General features: G+C 59.6%; 30 protein-coding genes. 15 read left to right on the top strand and 15 right to left on the bottom strand.

The genetic code is table 11. The features are described from left to right. Nucleotides 1–112: 112 nt before the first annotated feature. Nucleotides 113–949 carry a hypothetical protein gene (locus GS620_RS09700; RefSeq protein ID WP_171615534.1) on the top strand — a complete coding sequence of 279 codons (837 nt, stop codon included), beginning with the start codon at nt 113–115 and terminating at the stop codon, nt 947–949. 51 nt (nt 950–1000) lie between these two features. On the opposite strand, the gene GS620_RS09695 is transcribed toward GS620_RS09700, so the two are convergent. From GS620_RS09695 to GS620_RS09685, 3 genes are all read right to left on the bottom strand, one after another. Next, nucleotides 1001–1891, bottom strand: a complete 891-nt coding sequence (locus GS620_RS09695) for a PhzF family phenazine biosynthesis protein (protein WP_171615533.1) — start codon at nt 1889–1891, stop codon at nt 1001–1003. 84 nt (nt 1892–1975) lie between these two features. Then, nucleotides 1976–2200 carry a DUF1150 family protein gene (locus GS620_RS09690; RefSeq protein WP_152458985.1) on the bottom strand — a complete coding sequence of 75 codons (225 nt, stop codon included), beginning with the start codon at nt 2198–2200 and terminating at the stop codon, nt 1976–1978. Between the two features lie 5 nt (nt 2201–2205). Next, the gene (locus GS620_RS09685) at nt 2206–2619 is read right to left on the bottom strand and encodes an Hsp20 family protein (protein ID WP_058275530.1); all 414 of its coding nucleotides are present in this window, start codon (nt 2617–2619) and stop codon (nt 2206–2208) included. Nucleotides 2620–2782: 163 nt separating this feature from the next. Between GS620_RS09685 and GS620_RS09680 the strand changes: the two genes are divergently transcribed. The 4 genes from GS620_RS09680 to GS620_RS09665 all read left to right on the top strand — a co-directional run bounded on the left by GS620_RS09680 (nt 2783) and on the right by GS620_RS09665 (nt 5391). Then, nucleotides 2783–3007 carry a YdcH family protein gene (locus GS620_RS09680; RefSeq protein WP_152458986.1) on the top strand — a complete coding sequence of 75 codons (225 nt, stop codon included), beginning with the start codon at nt 2783–2785 and terminating at the stop codon, nt 3005–3007. 76 nt (nt 3008–3083) lie between these two features. Beyond that, nucleotides 3084–3569 carry a 5-(carboxyamino)imidazole ribonucleotide mutase gene (gene purE / locus GS620_RS09675; protein WP_117872985.1) on the top strand — a complete coding sequence of 162 codons (486 nt, stop codon included), beginning with the start codon at nt 3084–3086 and terminating at the stop codon, nt 3567–3569. Then, nucleotides 3566–4321, top strand: a complete 756-nt coding sequence (locus GS620_RS09670; protein ID WP_171206258.1) for an NAD(P)-binding domain-containing protein — start codon at nt 3566–3568, stop codon at nt 4319–4321. Before purE ends, GS620_RS09670 begins: the two co-directional genes overlap by 4 nt. A 2-nt stretch (nt 4322–4323) precedes the next feature. Continuing rightward, the gene (locus GS620_RS09665; RefSeq protein WP_171615531.1) at nt 4324–5391 is read left to right on the top strand and encodes a 5-(carboxyamino)imidazole ribonucleotide synthase; all 1068 of its coding nucleotides are present in this window, start codon (nt 4324–4326) and stop codon (nt 5389–5391) included. A gap of 67 nt (nt 5392–5458) precedes the next feature. Here the strand turns inward: GS620_RS09665 and GS620_RS09660 are convergent, their stop codons facing one another. The 6 genes from GS620_RS09660 to GS620_RS09635 form a co-directional block, all read right to left on the bottom strand. Next, nucleotides 5459–6610, bottom strand: a complete 1152-nt coding sequence (locus tag GS620_RS09660; protein ID WP_171615529.1) for an alpha-D-ribose 1-methylphosphonate 5-triphosphate diphosphatase — start codon at nt 6608–6610, stop codon at nt 5459–5461. Next, entirely contained in the window at nt 6607–7380 is a 774-nt protein-coding gene (locus tag GS620_RS09655; RefSeq protein WP_171206261.1) for an alpha/beta fold hydrolase, read from the bottom strand. The genes GS620_RS09660 and GS620_RS09655 overlap by 4 nt, the downstream gene beginning before the upstream one ends. A gap of 38 nt (nt 7381–7418) precedes the next feature. Next, the gene (locus tag GS620_RS09650) at nt 7419–8261 is read right to left on the bottom strand and encodes a DMT family transporter (RefSeq protein WP_171168928.1); all 843 of its coding nucleotides are present in this window, start codon (nt 8259–8261) and stop codon (nt 7419–7421) included. Nucleotides 8262–8505: 244 nt separating this feature from the next. Then, nucleotides 8506–10149, bottom strand: a complete 1644-nt coding sequence (groL, locus tag GS620_RS09645) for a chaperonin GroEL (RefSeq protein ID WP_152458993.1) — start codon at nt 10147–10149, stop codon at nt 8506–8508. Nucleotides 10150–10202: 53 nt separating this feature from the next. Then, on the bottom strand, nt 10203–10490 hold the full coding sequence (groES, locus tag GS620_RS09640; protein ID WP_152458994.1) for a co-chaperone GroES: 288 nt from the start codon (nt 10488–10490) through the stop codon (nt 10203–10205). A gap of 104 nt (nt 10491–10594) precedes the next feature. Then, nucleotides 10595–11317 carry a DUF2161 domain-containing phosphodiesterase gene (locus GS620_RS09635; protein WP_171615527.1) on the bottom strand — a complete coding sequence of 241 codons (723 nt, stop codon included), beginning with the start codon at nt 11315–11317 and terminating at the stop codon, nt 10595–10597. Between the two features lie 110 nt (nt 11318–11427). Between GS620_RS09635 and GS620_RS09630 the strand changes: the two genes are divergently transcribed. From GS620_RS09630 to GS620_RS09610, 5 genes are all read left to right on the top strand, one after another. After that, nucleotides 11428–12408: a TraB/GumN family protein gene (locus tag GS620_RS09630; RefSeq protein WP_171232882.1), complete on the top strand. Its 981-nt coding sequence runs from the start codon at nt 11428–11430 to the stop codon at nt 12406–12408. Nucleotides 12409–12518: 110 nt separating this feature from the next. Continuing rightward, a complete protein-coding gene (locus GS620_RS09625; protein WP_171229002.1) occupies nt 12519–13439 on the top strand; it encodes a manganese-dependent inorganic pyrophosphatase in 921 nt (306 codons plus the stop codon). A 132-nt stretch (nt 13440–13571) separates the two neighbouring features. Next, nucleotides 13572–14648 (top strand): DUF389 domain-containing protein, encoded by a 1077-nt coding sequence (locus tag GS620_RS09620; RefSeq protein WP_171168936.1) that lies wholly within the window; start codon nt 13572–13574, stop codon nt 14646–14648. Between the two features lie 102 nt (nt 14649–14750). Further along, nucleotides 14751–15626 (top strand): TIGR01459 family HAD-type hydrolase, encoded by an 876-nt coding sequence (locus GS620_RS09615; RefSeq protein ID WP_171168937.1) that lies wholly within the window; start codon nt 14751–14753, stop codon nt 15624–15626. A 101-nt stretch (nt 15627–15727) separates the two neighbouring features. Then, entirely contained in the window at nt 15728–16171 is a 444-nt protein-coding gene (locus GS620_RS09610) for a MaoC family dehydratase (RefSeq protein WP_117872517.1), read from the top strand. A 75-nt stretch (nt 16172–16246) separates the two neighbouring features. Here GS620_RS09610 and GS620_RS09605 read toward each other — a convergent pair whose 3' ends face one another. Together GS620_RS09605 and GS620_RS09600 are read right to left on the bottom strand one after the other, a co-directional pair. Continuing rightward, nucleotides 16247–17236, bottom strand: coding sequence for a methylenetetrahydrofolate reductase (locus tag GS620_RS09605; protein ID WP_171615525.1), 990 nt, complete (start codon nt 17234–17236; stop codon nt 16247–16249). After that, complete coding sequence (locus GS620_RS09600; protein WP_171615523.1) at nt 17233–17814, bottom strand: methylenetetrahydrofolate reductase C-terminal domain-containing protein; 582 nt, start codon at nt 17812–17814, stop codon at nt 17233–17235. The genes GS620_RS09605 and GS620_RS09600 overlap by 4 nt, the downstream gene beginning before the upstream one ends. A 260-nt stretch (nt 17815–18074) precedes the next feature. Here GS620_RS09600 and GS620_RS09595 point away from each other — a divergent pair, with 260 nt between their 5' ends. The 3 genes from GS620_RS09595 to GS620_RS09585 are packed head-to-tail and all read left to right on the top strand — an operon-like array spanning nt 18075 to nt 20511. Beyond that, nucleotides 18075–19007: a bifunctional riboflavin kinase/FAD synthetase gene (locus tag GS620_RS09595; protein WP_171206267.1), complete on the top strand. Its 933-nt coding sequence runs from the start codon at nt 18075–18077 to the stop codon at nt 19005–19007. Beyond that, nucleotides 19004–19477, top strand: coding sequence for a YcgN family cysteine cluster protein (locus tag GS620_RS09590; protein ID WP_171615521.1), 474 nt, complete (start codon nt 19004–19006; stop codon nt 19475–19477). The genes GS620_RS09595 and GS620_RS09590 overlap by 4 nt, the downstream gene beginning before the upstream one ends. After that, a complete protein-coding gene (locus GS620_RS09585) occupies nt 19477–20511 on the top strand; it encodes a low specificity L-threonine aldolase (RefSeq protein WP_171615519.1) in 1035 nt (344 codons plus the stop codon). The genes GS620_RS09590 and GS620_RS09585 overlap by 1 nt, the downstream gene beginning before the upstream one ends. Here GS620_RS09585 and GS620_RS09580 read toward each other — a convergent pair. Further along, a complete protein-coding gene (locus GS620_RS09580) occupies nt 20498–21331 on the bottom strand; it encodes an alpha/beta fold hydrolase (RefSeq protein ID WP_171615517.1) in 834 nt (277 codons plus the stop codon). The genes GS620_RS09585 and GS620_RS09580 overlap by 14 nt on opposite strands. Continuing rightward, nucleotides 21328–21930, bottom strand: a complete 603-nt coding sequence (locus tag GS620_RS09575) for a 2-hydroxychromene-2-carboxylate isomerase (protein WP_171615508.1) — start codon at nt 21928–21930, stop codon at nt 21328–21330. Before GS620_RS09575 ends, GS620_RS09580 begins: the two co-directional genes overlap by 4 nt. 107 nt (nt 21931–22037) lie before the next feature. Here GS620_RS09575 and GS620_RS09570 point away from each other — a divergent pair, with 107 nt between their 5' ends. Both GS620_RS09570 and rpiB read left to right on the top strand, forming a co-directional pair. After that, nucleotides 22038–23057, top strand: a complete 1020-nt coding sequence (locus GS620_RS09570; protein ID WP_152459007.1) for a ribose-phosphate pyrophosphokinase — start codon at nt 22038–22040, stop codon at nt 23055–23057. Between the two features lie 103 nt (nt 23058–23160). Then, complete coding sequence (gene rpiB / locus GS620_RS09565; RefSeq protein ID WP_171363929.1) at nt 23161–23610, top strand: ribose 5-phosphate isomerase B; 450 nt, start codon at nt 23161–23163, stop codon at nt 23608–23610. 44 nt (nt 23611–23654) lie between these two features. On the opposite strand, the gene GS620_RS09560 is transcribed toward rpiB, so the two are convergent. Both GS620_RS09560 and GS620_RS09555 read right to left on the bottom strand, forming a co-directional pair. Beyond that, nucleotides 23655–24005 (bottom strand): H-type lectin domain-containing protein, encoded by a 351-nt coding sequence (locus GS620_RS09560; RefSeq protein ID WP_171615506.1) that lies wholly within the window; start codon nt 24003–24005, stop codon nt 23655–23657. Between the two features lie 114 nt (nt 24006–24119). Further along, nucleotides 24120–24530: a F0F1 ATP synthase subunit epsilon gene (locus tag GS620_RS09555; RefSeq protein ID WP_171118811.1), complete on the bottom strand. Its 411-nt coding sequence runs from the start codon at nt 24528–24530 to the stop codon at nt 24120–24122. Nucleotide 24531 lies beyond the last annotated feature (1 nt).

Genomic DNA, 24531 nt, shown 5'->3' with positions numbered 1-24531 from the left:
TTTGTTTGGCGGCCTCCGGTCATTCCGGGGGCCGTTCCTTTTTTGGTCTTCGATTGACAATTGCCGCTGGTCCTGATGGTTTTCAGGACCTCAAGACGGGTGTGAAACTGAGATGACGAACAGGTCTCCGACCATTGCCAGTTTCTGGTTTGGATCCGATCTGAGTTGGTTGGAGCAACTCTGCCTTCAGTCCTTTCTGGATCATGGCCACCGCTTCGTCCTGTATGTCGCGCACGAGGTAAAAGGCATTCCGGCAGGCGTCGAAACCCGCCCTGCCAGCGACGTTTTCTGGCCCCCGCCTTTTGTGGTCAAAGCCGAAGACAGACAGGGCGTTGCCGTCTTCTCGGATATTTTCCGGCTGCACCTGATGCGGCAAGGCGAGATGATCTGGGTCGATCTGGATGCCTATTGCGTACGGGCGTTTGAATTTTCGACGGATTTCGTGTTCGGTCGCTCCAGGCTGGGTGACTTCCCAACTGGTGTGCTGCGCCTGCCCACAAGATCGGCGACCCTGGAACAGATGCTGGAATTTGTCATGTCGTCTAACCCGTCCCAACCCTGGCGTGGACGCAGATTGCAGCGCCACAATCGGGAACGAACCGCCAGAGGGGAACGCTGGGGCATCGAAGCCCTGCCCTGGGCCAGTTCGGGGCCCAAAGCCTTTGGCCATTTCCTGCGCCGGACGGCAGAGGACCGCCATGCCATGGCTGCTGAAACCTTTTATCCGCTGGCCCAGGAGGAATTGTGGAAGCTCCACGATCCGCGCATCGCGACGAACGAAATCGAAACCGAAGCCGTGCATTCGGTACACATCTACGGCCATCAGAAGAAACTGATGGCCAACCGGATGGCCGGGCTGCCGGTTTCAGGGTCATATCTGGACAGGTTGTGTAAACGACACGGGATCGAACCAAGTACGGCCCCGATTCTGCGGTTGGCCTGGATGTAGCCTGTGGCATCCGGCCAGGGTTTCGCGGGTCAGCCCTTGGTCGGCTCCCGCCTAGTTTATTGGCATTTCCGGCAGGTCGACCTGCCCGCGCATCAGGATATGCCCCTGACCAGAAACCTTGATGCCCGTCATCGCATCAGGCGGGCCGACACGCGTGACGATGGCTTTCCCGGGGCGGCCCATATCGTGACCCTGCTGGGCGATGAAGCTTTCCTTTTGCATCAAGCCATGTTTCCACAAATAGGCGGCCATCGCACCGGTGGCAGACCCGGTAAACGGATCTTCGGGCGGGCTGGGCGGTGCCATGAGAAGGCGCGAAAACGTATCCCCCTCATCGGTTGCCCCTTGCAGCGTGACAAGAAACGGCTCGGCCATGTCCGAGCCGGAATACCCCGCAGTTTCAGCCACTTTGCGCAACGGGCCTTCAACCAGTTGAGCGGCCCGTAAGGCCGCATGATCCCGCAGGACGGTGATGCAGAACGGCAAGCCGGTCGAAACCATTTGAGGCGGAGAAATGATGGCTTCCGGTGGCAGGCTGACCGCTTCCGCCACCAGTTCCGCTGGGACGCGCGTACCGAATTGCGGTGCGACCTGAGTCATTTCGATCTGATCCCCCTGCAAACGGATCGACACCAGGCCGGCACCGGTTTCCAGCGTCAGCCCGTCGCCCGAGATCATGCCACGGGATCGCATCGCCGCGACGGTGGCGATAGTCGGATGCCCCGCAAAGGGAATTTCGCGGCTGGCCAGAAAGTAGCGGACGCGGATGTCGGCCACGTCGGACGGCCCGGTAAAGGTGCATTCGACCAGAGAGGTTTCGCGCACATAGGCCATGCAGACCTCTTGCGTCAGGCGCGCACCTTCATGGACGACGGCACATCCGTTGCCACCGAAGGCGCGATCACTGAAGGCGTCCACCCAGTCAAAGTCAAACCAGCCCATGATGCCACTCCTGCTTTAGCATTCATGGCACGATCACTGCATAGGCAGAAAATGTCACGTCTTTTCAGCAGTGTTTCAGGCCGCCTAGTGAACCGCCACCGGAGACAGGTCATGTTCGCGCGCCAGCACGAAGGCCAGCTTGCGGTCAGCCACCAGCGCCAGTTGCTGCCCGTCGGAATCGTGGACGGCGTAAAGCTGATCCAGATCGCCGGCCTGTTCACGAACTTCCCGAGGCAATTCAGATACTTCAACCGTTTTGACATAGACAATACGGTTGCCCTGGGTGTTGATTTCAATCGGTGTATTCATTGCTCTTACCCCTTCCGTATGTTGATCGTCTGAACCACGGTTTCCGGCACGGCGCGGGTCAGATCCACATGCAGCAGACCGTTTTCCATGATCGCCTCGCCCACTTCGACGCCATCGGCCAACACGAACATGCGCTGGAACTGACGCGCCGCAATGCCGCGATGCAGGAAGATGCGCCCCTCGCTGTCGTCGCGCTGACGGCCCCGGATTACCAACTGGCGATCCTCGATCGTGATTGACAGATCCTCTTCGGCAAACCCGGCCACTGCAAGAGTGATCCGATATGAAAAATCCGAGGTCTGTTCGATGTTATAGGGCGGGTATCCCTCATTTCCGGCCTTTGCAGACCGTTCCAGAAGGCGTTCCAACTGCTCGAACCCCAAAAGATGCGGGTATGAGCCAAGAGTAAGTTTCGACACGTATTTTCGTCCTTCTTTGTAAAAGCGACGTGGTGTGCGGCCCCGTTCTGGCAACCGCCTGCAATAGAATATGGGAAGAAACCAGGATGTCCACAAGGTCTGGCGCGATAACGTCTGACACACTATCTTGTTGGCCAAGCACCACAACCAACTCGAGTCGCCAATGAACGCGCCTACCGATCTTTCGATGAAAACAGATGAAGTATTGCGTGTTGAGCTTGAGGTATTCCGCCGACAGCACCGCGATCTGGATGAGGCGATTCAGGCATTGCATGACAAGGGAACGGCCGATCAACTGACCTTGCGGCGCCTGAAAAAAGAGAAACTGCGCCTGAAAGACATCATCCGCCTGATCGAAGACCGTCTGACGCCCGATATCATCGCCTGAACGCCCTGTACCGCATTGCCAGCCAACCGGATTTGGCTATAGTGCGCGCTCTTTCTGAGCGCGGGGACGTATGCGGATGAGCGATGTGAAAGTGGGGATCATCATGGGCAGCCAGTCGGACTGGCCCACGATGAAGGAAGCCGCGGATATTCTGGACGAACTGGGCGTCGCCTACGAAGCCCGCATCGTATCGGCCCACCGCACGCCGGACCGGCTGTGGGACTATGGCAAGACCGCCGTTTCGCGTGGGTTGCAGGTGATCATTGCAGGTGCAGGTGGGGCTGCGCATCTTCCGGGCATGATGGCGTCGAAAACGCGGGTGCCTGTGATTGGCGTCCCGGTGCAGACCCGAGCCTTGTCGGGCGTGGATTCGCTGTATTCCATCGTACAGATGCCCAAAGGGTTTCCGGTGGCGACCATGGCGATCGGGTCCGCCGGCGGGGCCAATGCCGGCCTGATGGCGGCGGGCATTCTTGCATTGCAGGATGATGCTTTGGCCGAAAGGCTGGACAACTGGCGTGACGCGTTGTCAGCGTCGATCCCCCAGGAACCGCAGGGATGAGCCGGATCGGATTTATCGGCACCGGCCATATCGCCGCGCCGATTGCGCGGCTGATGGCCGCCAAGGGGCACCAGATCAGCGTAACCGAGCGCAATGCCAAGGTTTCAGCCGCCTTGAAGGCGGAACTGGGTGCAACCGTCGCTGCGCCTCAGGCCGTGATTGACACCTCGGACATCGTGTTCCTGTGCCTGCGCCCGCATATCGCGGCCGAGGTTCTGGACCCGCTGACATTCCGCGCCGATCAGCAGATCGTGTCGGTCATGGCGGCGGTTTCGGCCGAGCACCTGGCCGCGCTTTGCGCGCCGGCGTCGGATTTCGTGCAGACCATCCCGCTGGGCTTTCTGGAAACCGGCGGTTGCCCGATGGCGGCTTTTGGCAATGATCGCCTGCTGGCGGATCTGTTTGAACCGGAGAACCCCGTGGTCAAGGTTGCGGATGAAGCCGCGCTGAACGCGCATTTCGCCATTTGTGCCATGGTTCCCGGCATTCTGGACCTGATGGCCACCGGTGCCGAATGGCTGGGTGACGCAACCGGTGATGCGCACGGGGCCGAGTTCTATACAACGCAGTTGATGGCGGGTTTTCTGGCCTCGATGGAAAAAGGCGCCGCCGGACGGTTGGCGCAGGAGCGTGACGCCCTGGCGACCGAGGGCACGCTGAGCCTGCAAATGACGGACGCTCTGAAAGACGGGGGCGCGCACGAGGCGCTGCGGTCCGCGCTTGGGGCAATTGGCAAACGTTTGGAGAGTTGAAGATGGCGGAAATGCTCGCCCAAGGTGCAGTGATCGGGATTCTGGGGGGCGGTCAGCTGGGTCGGATGCTGTCCGTGGCAGCCGCTAGGCTGGGTTTTGTCAGCCATATCTACGAACCGGGTGCGAACCCACCGGCGGGGCAGGTTGCGGATCGCGTCACCACTGCGGCCTATGACGATGCAGATGCGCTGAAAGCCTTTGCTGACGCGGTGGATGTCATCACCTATGAGTTCGAAAACATCCCGACCGAAGCGCTGGACATTCTGGAAGTGCACCGCCCGATCCGCCCCGGGCGCGAAGCATTGCGGGTCAGCCAGGACAGGTTGACCGAGAAGACGTTTCTGCAAGAGGTGGGCCTGAAGACGGCCCCGTTTGCGGATATCACCGACCTGAACAGCCTGAATGCGGCGATCGAACAGATCGGGACACCCGCCATCCTGAAAACCCGTCGCTTTGGCTATGACGGCAAGGGGCAGGCCCGGCTGCGCAAGCCCGAGGATGCCGAGGCCGCTCTGGCCGATATGTCCGGGGCACCGGCCATTCTGGAAGGGTTCGTGGATTTCTCGCACGAGGTGTCGATCATCGCGGCCCGTGGTCTGGACGGTCAGGTCGCCTGTTTCGATCCGGGTGAGAATGTGCACCGCGATGGCATCCTGCGCACCACCACCATCCCTGCCCGCCTGTCCCCGGCCCAGCGCACAGATGCAATCCTGCTGGCGGCGAACATCCTGAACGCTCTCAAATATGTTGGTGTGATGGGCGTTGAGCTGTTCGTGACGCCCGGTGGCCTGATCGTGAATGAAATCGCTCCGCGGGTTCACAATTCGGGGCACTGGACGCAGAACGGCTGTGCTGTCGATCAGTTCGAACAGCATATCCGCGCCGTGGCGGGGTGGCCTTTGGGGGACGGGCAGCGCCATTCCGACGTCGTGATGGAGAACCTGATCGGCGACGACATGGACCGTGTACCCGAGCTGGCCCGCGAACGGGATGTGGCGCTGCATCTCTATGGCAAGGCCGAGGTAAAGGCCGGGCGCAAGATGGGGCATTTCAACCGCATCAAACGTTGAGGCTGTCGCGCCTGAGCGCGACGCCTTCGGCGAGAGTATTTTGGAAAAGATGAAGGTTTTGCGGGGCCTATCCCAGAAACCGGGCGGCGATGTCGCCTGACATGTAACTGACGCGCCCACCGGCCAGGGTGGCTGCAACGCGATGGGTGCCCGCGTCCAGGATGACCAGATCCGCGCGTTTTCCCGGCACGAGCGTGCCCCTGTCCTGCATGTCCAGCACCCGCGCGGGGCCGGACGAGACCAGCGCCCAGGCACCGGCCAGATCCAGCAGACCGGTTTTGGCCAGCATCAACGCTGCGCGGCGCGGGCTGGGATAGTGATAATCCGAGGCCAACGCATCACAGAGCCCCATGGCGATCAGCTCGACGGCGCTTGCGTTCCCCTTGTGTGATCCCCCCCGCACAACGTTGGGAGAGCCAAGGATAACGTGATCCCCGGCGGATCGCGCGGCTTCGGCGGCTTCAAGCGTTTCGGGGAATTCGGCAATGCGCACGCCCCGGTCGCGCCACCATGCCCTTGTCTCGGCGGTCGCGTCATCATGGCTGCCCAAACGCACCCCCATTGAGACAAGTTCGGCGCTGAGTACTTCGACGGCAGCGGGAACCTCGTTCCTGCGGACATGCATATTGAGCAGCATCTCAAAATGCGCATCCGGATTGCGTCCGGCCTTCAACGCCTGCCCGGTCAGGCGCGGCGGCTTTTTGCCCTGCGCCAAACGATCATGCGGCAGGTGATCATTGAACACCACATAGGGCACCTGCCATTCGGCGATGCGATGGGCCAGACCCTCGTAATCCTCCAGCATGTTGGTCTCGAACCGCAATTGTGGGATCAGATCCGTGACGGCGCTGTCCTTGACCGCAGCGATGGCCCGAAACACCTGCGCGGCAAACTCGGGGCCACGCACGCCACCTTCCCAGCTGTAGAACTGGGCCAGAACGGCGGTGGTGATGCCATTGGCGGCCAGTTCGGCTTCGGCTGCCAGAATGCCTTCGCTCATTTGCTTCATTGCGCCCCGACGCGGGGCGATGTGGCGTTCGAACCCGTCCCCGTGCAGGTCGACGATACCGGGCAGGACAAGATAACCGGTCAGGTCAACCCTGCGCCCGGTCCGATCTTGCTGAATGACGCCCTCCGCCATCGAGAGATCGCAGCGCGACAGACCATCCCCCGGCAAAAGAACCTCTGCGCCGGTCAAAGTCAGATCCAGAGAGGTCATCGTGTGGGCTCCGAGTCAGGTTCCGAGCAATCCTGCCCGATGCAGATCTCGTCGATTATCTCCATCACGCCGTCCAGCCAGGTGATCTGCCGATCGAATTGGCCGAATTCGATGAAATGCAGCGCCTGTGCCATAACGCGCGGGTTGTTCATCATGAAGGTGTGGGTCACCGGCAGAACAAGATGATCCTTCATCCCTTCGACCTTGGTGGTTTCAACCGAAACCTTACCGTCATCCGGCCCGTCGATCAGCGATGAAAACAGCGGGTTGAGCGAATTCTCACCCGCGATCACCCCCAGCTCAAAATCCACCGGCGGCAGGCGGCGCGGAATGCCTTCAGGACCTGTGCCCAATTGCAGGCCCGCCGGGCCGTTCAGATACCCGAACACTTCCCATGCGCTCAGCTCATCGACCAACTGGCTGCCCTGATTGGGCGGGCCGAGCATGACGACACGACCCAGGTTTTCGGGCCGATGGTCCTTGAGCCAATAGCGCAACAGGATACCGCCCATGGAATGCGCAACGACATTGGCTTTGTCATCGCCACATGCCGCAAGCGCGTCCGGTATGGTTTGCCTTGCCAGTTCCGGAATACCGATTTCGGTCGATGGATACCCGTGGCGCACAACGGTATAGTCATGCGCCTTGAACAGCTGCTCCATCACGGTGAACGAGGCCTCGGTGCGCGCAAGGCCGTGCAGAAGGATCACGCATTTCGCACTGGCTGCGGCAGGAACGAGGCAGAAGAGCAAGGCAATCAAAAGTTTCATAACCGCCAGATAAAGCCTATCAGCCTTTGATAAAAGCCCTAGCCCCGGTGACGTCGCAGCACGGCCAGCGCGATACCGCCCAAAACAAGCGTGGCGCCGATGATCAGCCGCACTCCGGCAATCTCGCCCAGAAAGGCGACACCGCCGAGAATTGCGATCACTGGCACGCTGAGTTGAACGACAGCCGCCACGGACGGGGCCAGTTGAGGCAAAACACGGTACCACAAAGCATAACCAAGCCCGGATGTTACCGCGCCGGACAGGACGGCCAGCAGATACCCCGCCCCGCTCATCTGCCAGGCGCTGCCGCCGGCAAGCATCGCCAAGGCAGTCAACGGCAAAGCGACGATGAAATTGGCGGCCGTTCCCTCCAGCGGGTTTGTTTCTGATCGACCCGCTATCGAGTAAAGGGCCCAACCAATACCGGCGGCGGCCATCAAAGCCGCGCCAGCCAAGTCGACTTGAACGGCGCCAGTCGGCCACAGCACATAGGCAAGACCAGCAAGCGCAACCCCCGCCCCCGCCACCTGCCGGGCGGTCGGAGTCGCGCCCGTCAATGCGCCCACAGAAAACATCGTAATTTGCACCACGCCGAACAGAATCAATGCACCCAAGCCTGCATCCAGCGTCAGGTAGGCGATTGAAAATCCGATCATGTAGAGCGTCAACGATCCCGCGCCAATGATCCGCCTTCGATTGCGCAGCGGAAGGCGCCCTCCGCGTGCCAGCACAAGAGCGGCCAGGACCACGGCCCCCGCCAAAACCCGAACGATGGCAAATCCGGTTGGATCGCTGGCTCCGCTGTCGATGGCCAGCCGGTTCAGAATGGAGTTCGCCGCAAAGGCACACATGGTCAGGGCGGTGAGCAAAAACAATCTCATGCCATCCGCATAGCCGTTCGGGCGGGATTTGCACACTCACTTTCGCGAGGGTTGTGGGAACAGACATCCGGCGCCGGACAAAGCAGTGTCTAAACACGCCATGAAAACAGAACTGTCAACACAAAACGGGGCCGCCCGAAGGCGACCCCGTTCTCAAGCTCCAATGCTCCCCCCTCGGCAGCTTGGCGATACCGCCAAGCGCCTGTCGGGTCGCCAGAATTCGCCAGAGGCGAATTCGGCGTGCTTACATCATGCCGCCCATGCCGCCCATGTCGGGCATGCCGCCGGCAGGTGCCGCGCCTTCCTTGGCCGGCTTGTCGGCAACCATTGCTTCGGTGGTGACCAGCAGGCCAGCAACCGATGCAGCGTCTTCCAGAGCGGTCCGAACCACTTTGGCCGGGTCAATCACACCGAACGAGAACATGTCGCCATATTCTTCGGTCTGCGCGTTGAAGCCGAATGCTGCGTCCGACGATTCACGGACCTTGCCGGCTACAACCGCGCCGTCGACACCTGCGTTCTCAGCGATCTGGCGCAGCGGCGCTTCGATTGCCTTGCGAACGATGTTGATACCTGCGTCCTGATCGGCGTTTGCACCTTTCAGAGCTTCCAGTGCTTTACCGGCCTGGACCAGAGCAACACCACCGCCCACAACAACGCCTTCCTGAACGGCAGCGCGTGTTGCGTTCAGAGCATCGTCAACACGGTCCTTACGCTCTTTCACTTCGACTTCGGTCATGCCGCCGACGCGGATAACGGCAACACCGCCAGCCAGTTTGGCAACGCGCTCTTGCAGCTTCTCGCGGTCGTAGTCGCTGGTGGTTTCTTCGATCTGGGTGCGGATCTGAGCAACACGTGCTTCGATCTCGGCTTTCTCGCCAGCACCGTCGACGATGGTGGTTTCGTCTTTGGTGATTTCGATTTTCTTGGCGGTGCCCAGCATGTCCATGGTGACGGACTCGAGCTTCATGCCCAGATCTTCGCTGATAACCTGACCGCCGGTCAGGATTGCGATGTCCTGCAACATGGCCTTACGGCGATCGCCGAAGCCAGGTGCTTTGACAGCAGCAATTTTCAGGCCGCCGCGCAGTTTGTTGACAACCAGAGTTGCCAGCGCTTCGCCTTCAACGTCTTCCGCGATGATCAGCAGCGGCTTCTGCGACTGGATCACTTGTTCCAGCAGCGGAACCATCGGCTGCAGCGACGAGAGTTTCTTCTCGTGCAGCAGGATCATGCAGTCGTCGAGCTCTGCAATCATCTTGTCTGCGTTGGTGACGAAGTAAGGCGACAGGTAGCCGCGGTCGAACTGCATACCTTCGACAACGTCGGTCTCGGTTTCCAGACCTTTGTTTTCTTCGACGGTGATGACACCTTCGTTGCCAACCTTCTGCATCGCGTCTGCGATCTGCTGACCGATTTCGGCTTCGCCGTTGGCCGAGATGGTGCCAACCTGAGCAACTTCTGCCGAGTCTTTGACTTCGCGCGAGGCTTCTTTGATGCCTTCAACAACCTTGGCGGTTGCCAGGTCGATGCCGCGCTTCAGGTCCATTGGGTTCAGGCCAGCTGCAACCTGCTTCAGGCCTTCTTTTACGATCGCCTGTGCCAGAACGGTTGCGGTGGTGGTGCCGTCGCCGGCTTCGTCATTGGTGCGGCTGGCGACTTCTTTCACCATCTGCGCGCCCATGTTTTCGAACTTGTCTTCCAGTTCGATTTCCTTGGCAACCGAAACACCGTCCTTGGTGATGCGCGGTGCGCCGAAAGATTTGTCCAGAACCACGTTGCGGCCTTTGGGGCCCAGGGTCACTTTAACCGCGTCGGCCAGGATGTTCACACCCTTCAGCATACGGTTGCGGGCATCGGTGTCGAATTTGACGTCCTTTGCAGCCATGTCGTTTCTCCTTGAGAAATAAGTTTGAAATGAAGATCAGAGAAAGCGCGCGCTTACTCGATGATCCCCATGATGTCGCTTTCTTTCATCATCAGCAGCTCTTCGCCGTTGACGTTGACCTCGGTGCCCGACCATTTGCCGAACAGGATCTTGTCCCCAGCTTTGACAGCCATTGCGATCAGTTCGCCGCTGTCCTTGCGCGCACCTTCGCCGGTTGCGACGACTTCGCCTTCGCTCGGCTTTTCTTTTGCGCTGTCAGGGATGATCAGGCCGCCTGCGGTTTTCTCTTCGCTCTCTACGCGGCGAACCAACACACGGTCATGAAGCGGTTTCAATGCCATCTTTGTAGCTCCTTGGGCTCAAAGTTTATCTATCCTCCCCCCGCCTTCCGACGAGGCGTTAGCACTCGTGGTGTGTGAGTGATAACGACGCATAGCTAGGGAGTCTAAAAGTCCGAGTCAACAATTTGTGAGAGATTTTTTTGCAAAATGGACCAGTCAGCCTGTTCCCAGCTATAGGCCCAATGCTTCAACCCTTCTGCGCCCTCAGACGTAAGCCCATAGATGCCTTTTTCAACCTTCTCGAACCACCCGTAGTGGTTTTCCCGCATAAGCCGGGTGGCGACCGGGACCGCGACCGATCTGGCGACGTCCGCCCCCTTGGACGGGCCATTCTCGGCCAGATAGGCCGCACATTTCAGCGCATCCTGCCGATACGCCGTCACGATACCATGGCGCGTCGCGCCCCCGGCGTTCGGGTCGCCTTGCAGCCGGTCGAATTCGCGCAGCAACCGTGCGGCCCTGACTTTGTTCTTACGGGGCGCGTAGGGGCCGGGATCGCACTGAACCTCGACCGTGCCATCAGCCCGCACGGTGATCAGGCCCAGGCCAAGCCTACGACACAGTGCCAGATTATCCTTGAGCGCCCGCCGGGCCGTTCGGCCCGTGGGTTTGTAGACTGCAACATAAACCAGATCAGTGAGTTTCAGCCGGGTGATCGCCTGATGAAACAGGGCCAGCGTGAACCGCAGTTTCAGTTCGACGATCACCGGCGCATCCCCATCGCGCACCGCAACTATGTCGGCTGCGCCGACTTCACCTTTGACGGTGTATCCCTGACGCTCCAGCAGCGCCTTGACCGGGGGATAGAGATCCTGCTCGCGGTTCATGCCGCCATGCTACGCAGATTGCCGGAGAATACCAGACGGGCGGCTTGAACATCGGCAGGTGGCGTGGCTAAGTCTGGGTTCAACTTCTTGACACCATTTAGGCTGGCCCCATGCGTTTGCTCACTTTTCTTGCGTTCCTTCTGTTTCCGATCTCGGCTCAGGCCGCGTGCGAGGGGGTGGACCTGCGCCCGCAACTGCCCGAGGAAACCCGGACCAAATTGCAAAGTGCAGTGGCCCAGATCGCTTATCCCGAAGGCAATCACTGGATTGCACGCAAGGGCGACACGGTTTTGCACATCATCGGCACTTTGCACAGTTACGATCCGCGCATGGAAGACGTGATTGACCGCCTGTCGCCCGAACTCAGCAAAGCGGACGCCTTTTATTTCGAAGTCACTCAGCACGACATGGACGCCTTCGAAAAGACCATGGCCAACGACCTGAGTGCGGTAATGATTACCTCGGGCCCTACGTTGATCGATCTGATGGCGGAAGACGACTGGGATGCGCTGTCCGCAGCCCTGGCCCAGCGCGGCATCCCCGGCTGGATGGCTGCGAAGATGCGTCCGTGGTTCCTGACCATGATGCTGAGCATTCCGCCCTGCATGATCGAGGACCCGAATTCAACTTATGGAATGGACGCCCGCCTGAACGATCTGGCCGTTGAAAAAGGTATCCCGCAGCACTCGCTGGAACGAATCGAAGACCTGATGGCCATGTTCGACAGTTATCCGCTCGAGAAACAGGTCGAGTCGCTTGTGCGCCTGTCCGGGGCGATGCAGGGCAATGCAGACCAATTGGCCACCATGGCCAACGCGTATCTGGAAGAAAAGCACGCCGAGATCATACAGCTTGCCCGCCTACAGGGGCTTGAGCAGTCGGGCTTGAGCCCCGAAGCCTTTGATGCGGAATGGCAAAATTTCGAGCAGCAGTTGCTGGTGCAGCGAAATGCCAACTGGATGGCGCAGATTCTGGACATCAGGGATCAGACAGTTGTGATTGCGGTCGGCGCGGGACACCTGAGCGATGATTACGGCCTGCTGAACCAACTGGAAGAAGCCGGATACGTTCTGACACGCGCCGAATTCTGAACGGACCCAGCGGTTTTCAGACCAAGCGTCGCAGACAGTGCTCAGCAGCGTGACAACGGCCTTTAGCCGCCCTATAAGGCGCGCAAATTTCCATTCCGCAGGGCACTGACATGACGACGCTAGTATTTGGCCACAAATCCCCCGACACAGATTCCACAGGTTCGCCGATCCTGTGGTCGTGGTACCTGAACGAGGTCAAGGGTGAGCAGACCGAACCCGTGCTGCTGGGTGAACCCAACACCGAAGCAACATTCATGCTGGAAAACTGGGACCTGCCCAAGCCGCGGATCCTTGAGGACCTGCCTGCGGAAACTCCGGTGGTTATCGTCGACACCAACAACCCCGCCGAACTGCCGGCCAACATCAACGACGCGGACATCCGCGCCATCATCGACCATCACAAGCTGGTCGGTGGCCTGGAAACCAAAGGCCCGATCGACATCACCGTGCGCCCCCTGGCCTGCACCGCCACCATCATGGTTGATCTGATGGGTGAAGATGCGGCCAAGATGCCCGACGCCATCAAGGGCGCCGCGCTTACCTGCATTCTGTCGGATACTCTGGAATTCCGCTCTCCGACCACCACAGCGCATGACCGCGAGGTTGCAGAACGTCTGGCGGCTGAGCTCGAGCTGGACATTTCGGCATATGCGGCAGACATGTTCGCGGCGAAATCGGATGTCTCGTCCTTTTCGGACGCCGAGTTGATCCGCATGGACAGTAAAGAATACGAGGTCGACGGCACCAAATTCCGGGTCTCGGTTCTGGAAACCACCGCCCCCGGCGTCGTTCTGGACCGCAAGGCCAGCCTGGCGGACTCGATGGTGGACGTTGCCAAGGAAGACGGCGTCGATCAGGTGCTGCTGTTCGTGGTTGATATCCTGAACGAAGAGGCCACGCTGCTGGTCCCCAATGATCTGGTCAAAACCGTGGCCGAGAAGAGCTTTGGCGCAACCGTGGACGGGGACGCCGTCGTTCTGCCCGGTATCATGAGCCGCAAAAAGCAGATCATTCCGAACCTGAAGGTCTGATCCTCAAGCGACCCAAATCTAAAGGCGTCCAATTCGGGCGCCTTTTTTCTTTGCTGACAGCCATTTGCGGACGCGTTGTCGGTTGTTAGTCTGACCGGGGGTCCAGAGCCTATCCCAGGTCAGGTAAATGCAATGGTCGTACGAAAACTAAGCACCACCCGCAGCATCCTTCTTTTTGAAGGTGCCGACAAGGCGGCGTATTGGCGACGCTTTGCAATGCTGCTGACGCTTTCGGTCGTGATTGCCACCATGGGTTTGCTGCGCAACTCCGGCGCTGTCGTGATCGCGGCCATGCTTGTGGCGCCGCTGATGACCCCGATCCTCGGGGTGGCCGCCGCGATGGTCATGGGATGGCTGAAACGCGCGGTGACGCTGGCGCTTACGGTCTGTCTGGCTGCCATTGTCTGCGTGATGATGGCGTGGTTTCTGGTCTATGTCGCCGATGTTCCCCGTGGCATTTTGATCCCCGATCAGGTCCTGGCACGCACCGATCCCGGCACCGAAGACCTGATCGTCGCGCTCGCTGCCGGTGTGGCCGGGGCCTATGTCCAGATCAACAAATCCGAATTGAGCCTTCTACCCGGCGCGGCCATCGGTGTTTCGCTTGTTCCCCCGCTGTCGGCCTCGGGCATTCTTTTATATTTTGACGAACCCGCCGAGGCCTATGAGGCAGGGCTGCTTTTCGCAACGAACCTTGGCGCGATCATTCTGTCAGCCTGCGCGGTTTATCTTGTCTATGCCGCGCGGTCCGTGGTTTTCAGCAAGGGAAAGCGCAAGCTGAACTTCACCGCCAGCGTCTTTGTCGCGATCGCGTTTCTGGTCGTCGTCGTCCTGCAACTTGGGAAGTCCACCTACAACCGTTATCTAGAGACGCGCACCGAGGCGCAACTGGCCGATGCCATTCGCGCATGGGCCGATCCGGTTTCCGTGGAAATCATCCGCATCGACGTCAACGCTCAGCGCAAGCGAGCCGAGGTTTGGCTGGTCGTCGATCTGCCGGCCGAGGCGCAGTTCAAAGTTTCTTCCATTGCCGGTTTGCTGCCACCCAAGCTGCGTGAGACCCCTCTGGTCGGGGTGCTGGAGGAGGAGCTTGGACCCGGATACCTGGCCATTATCCGGTATCAGCCGCGTATCGGGGCCCAGATCATCCTGGGAACGGAAAACGTTCAGCAGGCCCCGGACGTCACTGAAATTACCGAAGACGAGTAGCAGTTTCACCCATTCCTTCGCGCAAACGGGAATGCGGGATGGTGTTCGGGCCCAAGCTTTGCCATAGCTGTCGCCAGCGCGATATCAGACCCAGAGGCCCCCATGACCCAGATCGTTTCCTCGCTTTCCGAGATCTCGGACCGATACAAGGCATTGTTCGTCGACCTTTGGGGCTGTGTTCACAACGGCATCACGGCCTACCCCGAGGCCGTCGAAGCGCTGAAGGCCTATCGCGCCAAGGGTGGACTGGTGGTCTTGGTCACGAACTCTCCCAAACCCCGCGCCGGGGTGGCAGAGCAACTCGTGCAATTCAACGTCCCCGCCGACGCGTATGACACCATCGCCACCAGCGGGGATTCCGCGCGATCTGCGATGTTCCGCGGTGCTGTCGGGCATAAGGTTTATTTCATGGGCGAGTGGCAGCGCGATGCGGGCTTTTTCGAACCGCTGAAATTGCTGGATCACCCCATCCATATCGAGCGTGTGCCGCTGAAGGAAGCCGAGGGTATTGTCTGCTGCGGCCCGTTCGACCCGATGGCCGACCCGGATGTGAACCGGCCGGATTTCCTGTACGCCAAGCAGATGGGGATGAAACTGCTTTGTGCTAACCCTGACATTGTCGTGGACCGCGGCGAGGTGCGCGAATGGTGTGCCGGTGCTTTGGCCAGGCTGTACACCGAAATGGGCGGCGAGAGCCTGTATTTCGGCAAACCGCATCCCCCGATCTATGATCTGGCCCGTCGCAGGTTGCAGGAACTGGGGCACGATATCCCCGACAGCGACATTCTGGTGATCGGCGACGGCCCCCACACGGACATTCTGGGCGGCATGGGAGAGGGCATTGATTCTCTGTTCATCTCGGGCGGATTGGCCGCGGCAGAAACAAAAACGTCGCATCATCCGCACCACGAATCCTTAACCGCCTATATTGAAAGGGAAAAGATCAATCCAACCTACACGATCGGGCGCTTGAGGTAGCAAGAAAAGACTTGATTTTCTGCAACTGCGAAGTAATAAAGTTGCCAACCTTGGCCAAATGATGGTTTTTTCTTTCACGGCCGACTTCGAGTGAGGGCAACATGTTGGACAATCTTCCGCGCGGAACGATCTGTATCGAAGACATCGAAATGGGCATGTCCCGCCACCTGCGCAAAGTGGTGACGGATGAAGATATCGAAATGTTCGCGCAGGTCTCGACCGACCGGAATCCGGTGCATCTGGACGACGACTATGCCCGCGATACGATCTTCGAAGGCCGTATTGCCCACGGAATGCTGACGGCGGGTCTGATCTCGGCCGTGATTGGTGAACAACTGCCGGGTCATGGCACCGTTTACATGGGTCAGTCACTGAAGTTCCTGGCGCCTGTGCGTCCGGGTGACATGGTGTATGCCGAGGTGAAAGTGATCGACATCGATTTTGCCAAGCGCCGCGTCAAGCTAGACTGCCATTGTTCGGTCGAGGGCAAGAAGGTCCTGATCGGCGAAGCCATGGTGCTTGCCCCGTCGCGCAAGTTCGACTGACTGGCAAACACAGTTTTGCAAAAGGCGCCGGACCGGCGCCTTTTTTGTTTGGGCACTCAACTGCACACAAGGTCGTCAGGAAGAACGAGTTCGTTTTCGCCCTTTCAGCGCACCTGATTCCAGAATGATTTCCGACACCACGTGTTCACGCCTGTAGGCCATCACATGAACCCCGGAAACACCGACGATGTCCCTAATCTGCTGGATCAGTTCAATACAGATCTTCTTGCCCTCTTCCGCGGGCTTTTCGGCCTTTTCCATCCGCTCGATGACATGATCCGGGATGTGAATTCCGGGCACATTGCTGCGCATCCAGCGTGCCGCGCGTGCCGAAGCGATGGGCCCCACACCGGCGATGATGAATACTTTTTTGTCCAGACCGGCATCCCGAACACGATCCATGAACCTTTCAAAGAGCGGAATGTCGTAGATATAGTTGGTCTGAATAAACTCGGCCCCCGCCTCGACCTTCTTTGCAAGACGTTCCGGGCGCCAGTCATAGGGCGGTATACAGGGGTTTTCCGCCGCACCCAAAAACAGTTGAGGGGGGCGCGTTATCTTGCGGCCGGAAAGAAACTTTCCCTGATCGCGCATCGTTCGGATCGTCCGCAACAAGGTCAGGGAATCAAAGTCGAACACCGGTTTTGCCCCCGGTTGATCCCCAACACCGACACCGTCGCCCGTCAGGCACAGCACGTTGCTGACGCCCAGCGCCGCAGCCCCCAGAACATCCCCCTGAATGGCGATCCGGTTCCGGTCTCGGCAGGAAATCTGATAGACCGGAGAATACCCCGCGCGGGTCAACAACGCACAGATCCCTATCGAAGACATGTGGCAGTTGGCACCAGACGCATCGGTTGCATTGATCGCATCCGCCACTTCACCCAGCGGCTGCGCCGCCTGAAAAACATCCTCGGGGTCAGCGCTGTCTGGCGGGTTCAGTTCAGCGGTCACCGCAAAGCGGCCCGAACGCAGAACTCTTTCCAATCGACTGTGCGAGACATAGCCTTCGGGAACAGGCAAATAGCCGATCGGCTCGACCTCGCTGCGATGGGCATCATTCATTTCTTCAGCTCCCGGTTCACCGCGTTGGGGGGTTCAGCAGCCAGAGGTGCCGCAGAGGGTTCGTTTTCGCGCGCCTCCGGGAATGCTTGCGCAAGCGTTTCGCGTGCAGCGTCCCGGGCCTCGCGTTCCTGTGCTGCAATCTCGCGGCTGACCCGCAACCAGGATGATGACCCCTTCAACATGTGTTCCACCGGCGGAAGGACCTCTTTTATCTTGTCGCCCCCGTGTTGCATACGGCTGGCCCCGTCCCAGGCCAAGGCCCAGACACATTTCATGTCGGGTTTGACCTCGCAGAACTCACCGGGACGTACACCGCCGCATGGGCCGTTGCGCAGTTGCTTGGGGCAGTTCATCGGGCAAGACATACCCGTCGAAGACAAAACGCATTGTCCGCACATCTTGCAATCAAACAAAAGACTTTTGACGCCTTTTTCGACCAGCGCGATGGGGTGTTCAACGCGGTTGTAGCCGATCCTTGCAAAGACCGGATCCATCGCGACCATGCCCCGTTCGACACATTTGTAAATCCACTCGAACGCACGGGCGTTGCGAATCGCGAACAGTCGCAATCGATACATGGTCTGCCTCCTGTGCTGGGTCCATTTGAACCTGGCCGGGCCATCGTCCGCCCCCCCAGCGTGGTCCGAGGGCCGGAAACCCAGTCTACACCCAGTATTTTTTTTGGATCAAGCAGTTGGCCGAATGTCGCACAGCATTCCGGGGATGCCCTGTGTGCAATCAGGTCTGACAAATGGTTTTGGTGTGTTTCGCCAGGACCCGTGCCTTGAATTCAAACTGCCGCTTGAACAAATCGCAACGCAACGCTACGCAATCGCCTATGCACATCATCCGAGATTTCCAGTTTGTCGAGCCAGAAGATCGCGGCGCCAGCGTTGCGATCGGGAATTTTGATGGCGTCCATTTGGGGCACCAGTCGGTCATCGAACTGGCCCGCGACGCGGCCCCGGATGCGCCACTGGGGGTCATGACATTCGAGCCGCATCCACGTGAATACTTTGCGCCGGACTCTCCTCCGTTCCGCCTGATGCGCGGCAATGCGCGGGCGCATCGGCTTGAGAAGCTGGGTGTGGAGAAACTGTACGAGCTGCCGTTCAACGCGGCGCTGGCCGGGCTTTCCCCTGATGAATTCGCGCGCAACGTGATTTGTGACGGTCTGGGTCTGTCCCATGTCGTGGTCGGGGCCGATTTCTGTTTTGGCAAGGGCCGCAGTGGGACGGCTGACGATCTGGTTCGCTTCGGGCAAGAGATGGGATTTGGCGTGACGATTGCCCCTTTGATGCAGCGGTCGGAAAACGTGGTCTCGTCAACCGCCATCCGCACCGCATTGAGCGAGGGTCGCCCAAGGGATGCAGCCGCGATGCTGGGCCATTGGCACAGGATCGAAGGCGAGGTGATCGGCGGCGAGCAACGCGGGCGGGAACTGGGTTTCCCAACTGCGAACATGTCCATCGAAGGGCTCCACCCGCCGAAATTCGGTGTCTACGCGGTATTGGTCGACGTGCTGGATGGCCCGCATCAGGGCAGTTATCACGGCGCGGCCTCGGTTGGGGTGCGCCCGATGTTCCATGGCGAAGTGCCAAATATCGAAACCTTCCTGTTCGACTTTTCCGGCGACCTGTACGGGGCGACCTTGTCGGTGGGGCTGATCGAATTCCTGCGCCCTGAAATGACATTTAAGGGGCTGGATGGTCTGATCGCGCAGATGAATGCCGATTGTGAACAGGCCCGGGGCATACTGGCCGCCCTATGAGCGCCGATCCGATTGAACGCACCGGCCTGCCCGCCCGGTTCTGGGAACGCAAACCCCTGCGCAAGATGAACCAGCGCGAGTGGGAGGCCCTGTGTGACGGCTGCGGCAAGTGCTGCCTCAACAAGCTGGAAGATGAAGACTCGGGCGAAGTTGCCCTGACCTGCGTCGCCTGCCGACTGCTGGACGATGAAAGCTGCCGCTGCACGCAATATGACATCCGGCATCAATTTGTCCCGGAATGCATCGTCATGACACCCGACAATATCGACGAACACGCCTATTGGTTGCCGCAAACCTGCGCCTATCGGCTGCTGTGGGAGGGCAAACCGCTTTACGACTGGCACCCTTTGATATCTGGTACGCCGGACAGCGTGCATGCCGCAGGCGTTTCAGTTCAGGGGCGCACGGTGTCCGAGTTCGAAACCCCCATGGAAGAGTGGGAAGACTACATTATCGAGGAGCCTAGCTGATGTATTTCGCATCTGACAATTCCGGGCCGGTTCACCCTCAGGTCATGGCCAAACTGGCCGAGGCCAATCAGGGCTATCAGATGGCCTATGGCGCCGACACGATGATGAACGAGGTACGGGACCGCATTCGCAGCATCTTTGAAGCGCCGGGGGCTGCCGTCTATCTGGTGGCGACGGGGACAGCGGCAAATTCGCTGGCCCTTGCCACGTTGTCCAACCCCTGGGAAACGATCTTCTGTTCTCCGGTTGCCCATATCCACGAAGACGAGTGCAACGCGCCCGAGTTTTACACCGGGGCCAAGCTGACCCTTGTTCCCGGCGGCGACAAGATGTCACCGGACGCGTTGCGCGGGTCCATCCTGGGCGAAGAAACCCGCGGGGTACACGGGCCGCAGCGCGGGCCGGTGTCGGTCACTCAGGTCACCGAGCGCGGATCGGTCTATTCGCTGGAGGAATTGCAGGCGCTGTGTGGGGTCGCAAAGGAATATGGCTTGCCGGTCCATCTGGATGGGGCCCGGTTCAGCAATGCTCTGGTGGCCCTGAATTGTTCTCCGGCTGACATGACATGGAAAGCCGGGGTGGACGCGGTCAGCTTTGGCGGCACGAAAAACGGGCTGATGGGCGTTGAAGCGGTGGTGTTCTTTGACGAGAGCAAGGCCTGGGAATTCGAGCTGCGGCGCAAACGCGGGGCGCATCTGTTTTCCAAGCATCGCTACCTGTCCGCTCAGATGGCGGCTTATCTTGAGGATGATCTGTGGCTGAAGCTGGCGCGTCAGGCCAACGCAAACTGTGCCCGGCTGGCCAGCGGCCTGCGTGCAAAAGGGGCCGAGTTCCTGCACGAACCACAGGCCAATATGATCTTTGCCGCTTTTTCACGCGCGAAGCACAAACAGCTGCATGAGGCCGGGGCGATCTACCACCTCTGGGGGGCCGAGCTGGAAGGTAATGATGACGATGAAAGCCTTGCATGCCGACTGGTCTGCGACTGGTCGATCGGAACGGCCGAGATCGATCAGTTTCTCAGCCTGTTGTAACACCCGTTCCGCGGCCAGCTTTCCAGAGCTTTCGAAGCAGCGCGCTGGTTTCACGGGGGTGCGAAATGGGCAGCATATGCCCTGCACCTTGCACCACGTCATGGCGTGCGTTCGGCAGACGGCGCTGCAATCCATCACAGATTGCGGGGATCGTCGGGTGGGTCTTTGATCCGCTCAGCAACAGGGTTGGCATCGATACGCGCTTGCATCTGTCGGGGTCAAGCAACCCGGCGCGGTCATCGTACAGAACGGGGTAAGACGCGGGAACAACATGAATCCCACGCACCATTCCGGCGCGCGTCCGCTCTGGCAGGTCAGGCCATTTTGGGCCGATACCGGTGCTCCACATCCGGTTGAACAACCGCGCGGCCAGCGCTTCGTCGCCTGCTTGGAACGCTGCTTCAATCGGTTGTGACTCTTGCCGGTGTTGATCGTACAAATGGCGGGCGTCCTGTTTTGCCACGGCAAAGAACACGGGCTCGATCAGGGTCAAGCTTCGAATACGGTCCGGGTGCTCCATGGCCAGTCTGAGCGCAACGATCGCCCCAAAGGAATGGCCCACCAGATCCATGGGCTTGGTCAACTCGACCGCCGCCAGACCTGTCACAGCGTCAAAGAAATCGCTTTGATCGTCCCAATCCGGACTGCGCCCGTGAGACAGCATATCCGGTGCAACAAGACACACGCTGCCATCCAATGCCTTGGACAGGCCAGACCACGCGCCGGAATGCGCAATGGTGCAATGAAGGGCAAGCACTTTGCGCCCTCCGTCGCCCAATCGTCTGACGAAGACGGATTGCATCGCTGTCGGTGTTGTCATCCTTTCATCTCGGACAGATGCCGATCCAGATCATCCAGGCGATCCTGCCCCCAGAACCTTTGACCATCCGGCGTGATGTAGAACGGCGCGCCAAACACGCCGCGATCCACGGCTTCTTCCAGATTGGCGGCATAGGTCTCGGCCCCGACCAGCAGTCCACTGTTGGCCAGTTCCGGGTCAAACCCGGCATTTGCCAGGCAGTCCCTGATCACATCATCCTGAGCGACGTCCTTTTCTTCGGCCCAGCAGGCGCGCAGGATCAACTGGCACAACTTGCCCACGTCGCCCGAATCATCCTTGATCGCGGCGATGATCGCATAGGAAGACGGCGCCATGTTGGTCGGCCAGTGCGCCGGTTGCAGGTTGAACTCCATCCCCAGATTCTTCGATTGGCGCAGCAGCTCCTGAGCACGGTATTCGATGCGCGATACATGGCGGTCTTTCGGCGGCGTGCCCCCGGTGCGTGCGAACAGGGCCATGATGTCCAGCGGCTTGTAGTTGATCGTTGCGTCGTGTTTCGCCGCAATCTCTTCCAGCCGGTTCCCCGCAAGATAGCTGTAGGGCGAAATTGTCGCAAAAAAGTAGTCAATCTGGGTCATGTTCACTTTCTCCGCTGCGTTACCTTTGCGGGACGGTAAGGCCATGCTAAGCGGTGTCAACATCACGAATCTGTCACATTGCCATTGCTGCCCGGGGACCTCAGTCGATGCCGACACTTCACGAACCCAAGCTTATCGCTGGGAACGCCAACCTTCCACTTGCCGAAACCATCGCACGCCGCATGAGCCTGTATCGCGGTGTCGACCAGGGATTGGTCGATGCACGCGTCGAACGGTTCAACGACGGCGAGATCTTCGTCGAAGTGTTCGAGAACGTACGCGGCGAGGATATGTTCATCATCCAGCCGACCTCGAACCCGGCCAACGACAACCTGATGGAGCTGCTGATCATCGCCGACGCACTGCGCCGTTCGTCTGCACAGCGGATCACGGCCGTGATCCCGTATTTCGGCTATGCCCGCCAGGATCGCCGCACCAAGGCCCGCACGCCCATCAGCGCCAAGCTGGTGGCCAATATGCTGACCGGCGCAGGGATCGAGCGGATTCTGACGATGGATCTTCATGCCGCGCAGATTCAGGGCTTTTTCGATATGCCCGTCGACAACCTGTACGCCTCGCCGATCTTTGCGCTGGATGTCAAAAACCAGTTCAAGGACAATCTGGATGAGATCATGGTGGTTTCACCCGACGTGGGCGGCGTGGCGCGCGCCCGTGAACTGGCCAAGCGCATCAACGCCCCCTTGTCGATCGTTGACAAGCGGCGCGAGAAAGCAGGCGAAGTCGCGGAAATGACCGTTATCGGGGATGTGAAGGACAAGATCTGCCTGATCGTCGACGACATGTGTGACACCGCCGGAACGCTTTGCAAGGCCGCGCAGGTCCTGTTGGACAACGGCGCCAAGGAAGTTCATTCGTACATCACGCATGGCGTCATGAGCGGCCCCGCGGTCGAGCGGGTGACGAACTCGGTCATGAAGTCGCTGGTGCTGACCGATACGATCCAGCCGACCAAAGAGATTTTGAAGGCAAAGAATATCCGCATCGTTCCGACTGCGCCGATCTTCACCCAGGCGATCCTGAACATCTGGAACGGAACCAGTGTGTCTTCGCTGTTCGAAGACAAGACGCTGACCCCAATCTACGAATCCATGTACCAGATGGATTGAGCTACAGGGGCGACCGAACATGTCGCCCCCTGATATCTGAAATACCGATTGCGCGGATATCTGACCATGGGGCGCGATCGGCGATACAAGTGGAATCACCTCCATGACTGCCAACAAACGTATTGTTCTTTCCAGCGATCACGCGGCGATCGAGCTGCGCCAGTCCGTGGCCAACCACATCGCACAGCAAGGTTGGGACGTGGTTGATATCGGCCCGACAAGCCCGGAAAGCACCCATTACCCCAAGCACGGCAAGGCCGCGGCGCAGGCCGTTGCCTCGGGCGATTGCAGCTTGGGTATCGTCCTCTGCGGCACTGGGCAGGGTATCATGATGGCTGCGAACAAAGTGCCCGGCATTCGCTGTGGCGTTTGTTCAGACGCATTCTCGGCCCGCATGATCCGCCAGCACAACAACGCCAACATGCTGTCGATTGGTGCGCGAGTTGTCGGCGAAGGTCTGGCGCTGGACATCGTTGACGCGTTTCTGGGTGCCGAATTCGAAGGCGGCCGCCACGCCACGCGCGTGGACATGATCGAAGCGCAGGACGACTGAGCCCAATCAATCGTTCAAACGCCTGAAAACATGGCGAACCCGGATCAGGAAATATTCCAGTCGTCCGGGTGTGCCACCTCTCCTATCGCGGTCCAGCTTGCCCGGATGCGGGCAATCCGAGTGTCGGACCAGGTCCGGAATACTGCGTCAAAACCCTCGGCGGTGATATGTTCGGCCTGAACCTCTGCGCGCAGCGCCGAGGACGTGTCGACATCCCACAGCGAGATCCCGATCTGCACCATAGGCGGAGTTCGAAATGCTTCTTTGAACCGAATGGGGGTTCGGCGTTCGCGCGGCCCCTGCCCGGTCCACATTTCGCCGCCTTCGGCAAATTCCGAAAACAGGACATTCTCGCCCTGCGCAATTCCAATCGGATGGGTTAGGAACTTTTTCATCATATCATCATTATTCTTGAATTCCCGTAACTTACCCCGGCATTTCGGCAAAAGCACGACAAAAAAACGACCCCGCAATTGCGAGGCCGCTCTATTTTTTCACTGGTGGGCCCGTTACAGGCTCATATGTGTTCCAAGCGCTTCCATGTCGGCCAGCAGCTTGGCCGCGTCGTCGACGATGGTCTGATCATCGCCACCCTTGGCTGCCTCATGCGAGGCGCGGGCGTCTTCGATCAGCTCGTCCAGATGCGCGCGGGTCACTTCATCCACCGGGATGGCCTTTTCGGCCAGAACCGACAGGCTGTCGCCGTTGATCTGGGCAAACCCGCCGGTGACCAGGTATTCGCTGGACCCTTCGGGTGCCTCGACCTTGAGCAGACCGGGGCGCAGCGTGGTGATGGTGGGGGCATGATCGGGCATTGCCGTCATGTCCCCGTCCGCGCCGGGAATCTGGACCGCGCTCGCCTGCAGCGAAGCAAGGCTCCGCTCGGGGCTGACGAGGTCGAATTGCATCGTGTTTGCCATC

It is taken from the genome of Ruegeria sp. HKCCD6428, assembly GCF_013110595.1.
In the GTDB taxonomy this organism is placed as follows: domain Bacteria; phylum Pseudomonadota; class Alphaproteobacteria; order Rhodobacterales; family Rhodobacteraceae; genus Ruegeria.
The sequence above is the reverse complement of the archived record's forward strand: the minus strand, read 5'-3'. Positions and strand labels throughout refer to the sequence as shown.

What these genes read in the sequence shown, in the direction of transcription:
- GS620_RS09700 (WP_171615534.1), top strand. Translation starts at nt 113, where the DNA reads ATGACGAACAGGTCTCCGACCATTGCCAGTTTCTGGTTTGGATCCGAT.
- GS620_RS09695 (WP_171615533.1), bottom strand. Translation starts at nt 1,891, where the DNA reads ATGGGCTGGTTTGACTTTGACTGGGTGGACGCCTTCAGTGATCGCGCC.
- GS620_RS09690 (WP_152458985.1), bottom strand. Translation starts at nt 2,200, where the DNA reads ATGAATACACCGATTGAAATCAACACCCAGGGCAACCGTATTGTCTAT.
- GS620_RS09680 (WP_152458986.1), top strand. Translation starts at nt 2,783, where the DNA reads ATGAACGCGCCTACCGATCTTTCGATGAAAACAGATGAAGTATTGCGT.
- purE (WP_117872985.1), top strand. Translation starts at nt 3,084, where the DNA reads ATGAGCGATGTGAAAGTGGGGATCATCATGGGCAGCCAGTCGGACTGG.
- GS620_RS09670 (WP_171206258.1), top strand. Translation starts at nt 3,566, where the DNA reads ATGAGCCGGATCGGATTTATCGGCACCGGCCATATCGCCGCGCCGATT.
- GS620_RS09665 (WP_171615531.1), top strand. Translation starts at nt 4,324, where the DNA reads ATGGCGGAAATGCTCGCCCAAGGTGCAGTGATCGGGATTCTGGGGGGC.
- GS620_RS09660 (WP_171615529.1), bottom strand. Translation starts at nt 6,610, where the DNA reads ATGACCTCTCTGGATCTGACTTTGACCGGCGCAGAGGTTCTTTTGCCG.
- GS620_RS09655 (WP_171206261.1), bottom strand. Translation starts at nt 7,380, where the DNA reads ATGAAACTTTTGATTGCCTTGCTCTTCTGCCTCGTTCCTGCCGCAGCC.
- GS620_RS09650 (WP_171168928.1), bottom strand. Translation starts at nt 8,261, where the DNA reads ATGAGATTGTTTTTGCTCACCGCCCTGACCATGTGTGCCTTTGCGGCG.
- groL (WP_152458993.1), bottom strand. Translation starts at nt 10,149, where the DNA reads ATGGCTGCAAAGGACGTCAAATTCGACACCGATGCCCGCAACCGTATG.
- groES (WP_152458994.1), bottom strand. Translation starts at nt 10,490, where the DNA reads ATGGCATTGAAACCGCTTCATGACCGTGTGTTGGTTCGCCGCGTAGAG.
- GS620_RS09635 (WP_171615527.1), bottom strand. Translation starts at nt 11,317, where the DNA reads ATGAACCGCGAGCAGGATCTCTATCCCCCGGTCAAGGCGCTGCTGGAG.
- GS620_RS09630 (WP_171232882.1), top strand. Translation starts at nt 11,428, where the DNA reads ATGCGTTTGCTCACTTTTCTTGCGTTCCTTCTGTTTCCGATCTCGGCT.
- GS620_RS09625 (WP_171229002.1), top strand. Translation starts at nt 12,519, where the DNA reads ATGACGACGCTAGTATTTGGCCACAAATCCCCCGACACAGATTCCACA.
- GS620_RS09620 (WP_171168936.1), top strand. Translation starts at nt 13,572, where the DNA reads ATGGTCGTACGAAAACTAAGCACCACCCGCAGCATCCTTCTTTTTGAA.
- GS620_RS09615 (WP_171168937.1), top strand. Translation starts at nt 14,751, where the DNA reads ATGACCCAGATCGTTTCCTCGCTTTCCGAGATCTCGGACCGATACAAG.
- GS620_RS09610 (WP_117872517.1), top strand. Translation starts at nt 15,728, where the DNA reads ATGTTGGACAATCTTCCGCGCGGAACGATCTGTATCGAAGACATCGAA.
- GS620_RS09605 (WP_171615525.1), bottom strand. Translation starts at nt 17,236, where the DNA reads ATGAATGATGCCCATCGCAGCGAGGTCGAGCCGATCGGCTATTTGCCT.
- GS620_RS09600 (WP_171615523.1), bottom strand. Translation starts at nt 17,814, where the DNA reads ATGTATCGATTGCGACTGTTCGCGATTCGCAACGCCCGTGCGTTCGAG.
- GS620_RS09595 (WP_171206267.1), top strand. Translation starts at nt 18,075, where the DNA reads ATGCACATCATCCGAGATTTCCAGTTTGTCGAGCCAGAAGATCGCGGC.
- GS620_RS09590 (WP_171615521.1), top strand. Translation starts at nt 19,004, where the DNA reads ATGAGCGCCGATCCGATTGAACGCACCGGCCTGCCCGCCCGGTTCTGG.
- GS620_RS09585 (WP_171615519.1), top strand. Translation starts at nt 19,477, where the DNA reads ATGTATTTCGCATCTGACAATTCCGGGCCGGTTCACCCTCAGGTCATG.
- GS620_RS09580 (WP_171615517.1), bottom strand. Translation starts at nt 21,331, where the DNA reads ATGACAACACCGACAGCGATGCAATCCGTCTTCGTCAGACGATTGGGC.
- GS620_RS09575 (WP_171615508.1), bottom strand. Translation starts at nt 21,930, where the DNA reads ATGACCCAGATTGACTACTTTTTTGCGACAATTTCGCCCTACAGCTAT.
- GS620_RS09570 (WP_152459007.1), top strand. Translation starts at nt 22,038, where the DNA reads ATGCCGACACTTCACGAACCCAAGCTTATCGCTGGGAACGCCAACCTT.
- rpiB (WP_171363929.1), top strand. Translation starts at nt 23,161, where the DNA reads ATGACTGCCAACAAACGTATTGTTCTTTCCAGCGATCACGCGGCGATC.
- GS620_RS09560 (WP_171615506.1), bottom strand. Translation starts at nt 24,005, where the DNA reads ATGAAAAAGTTCCTAACCCATCCGATTGGAATTGCGCAGGGCGAGAAT.
- GS620_RS09555 (WP_171118811.1), bottom strand. Translation starts at nt 24,530, where the DNA reads ATGGCAAACACGATGCAATTCGACCTCGTCAGCCCCGAGCGGAGCCTT.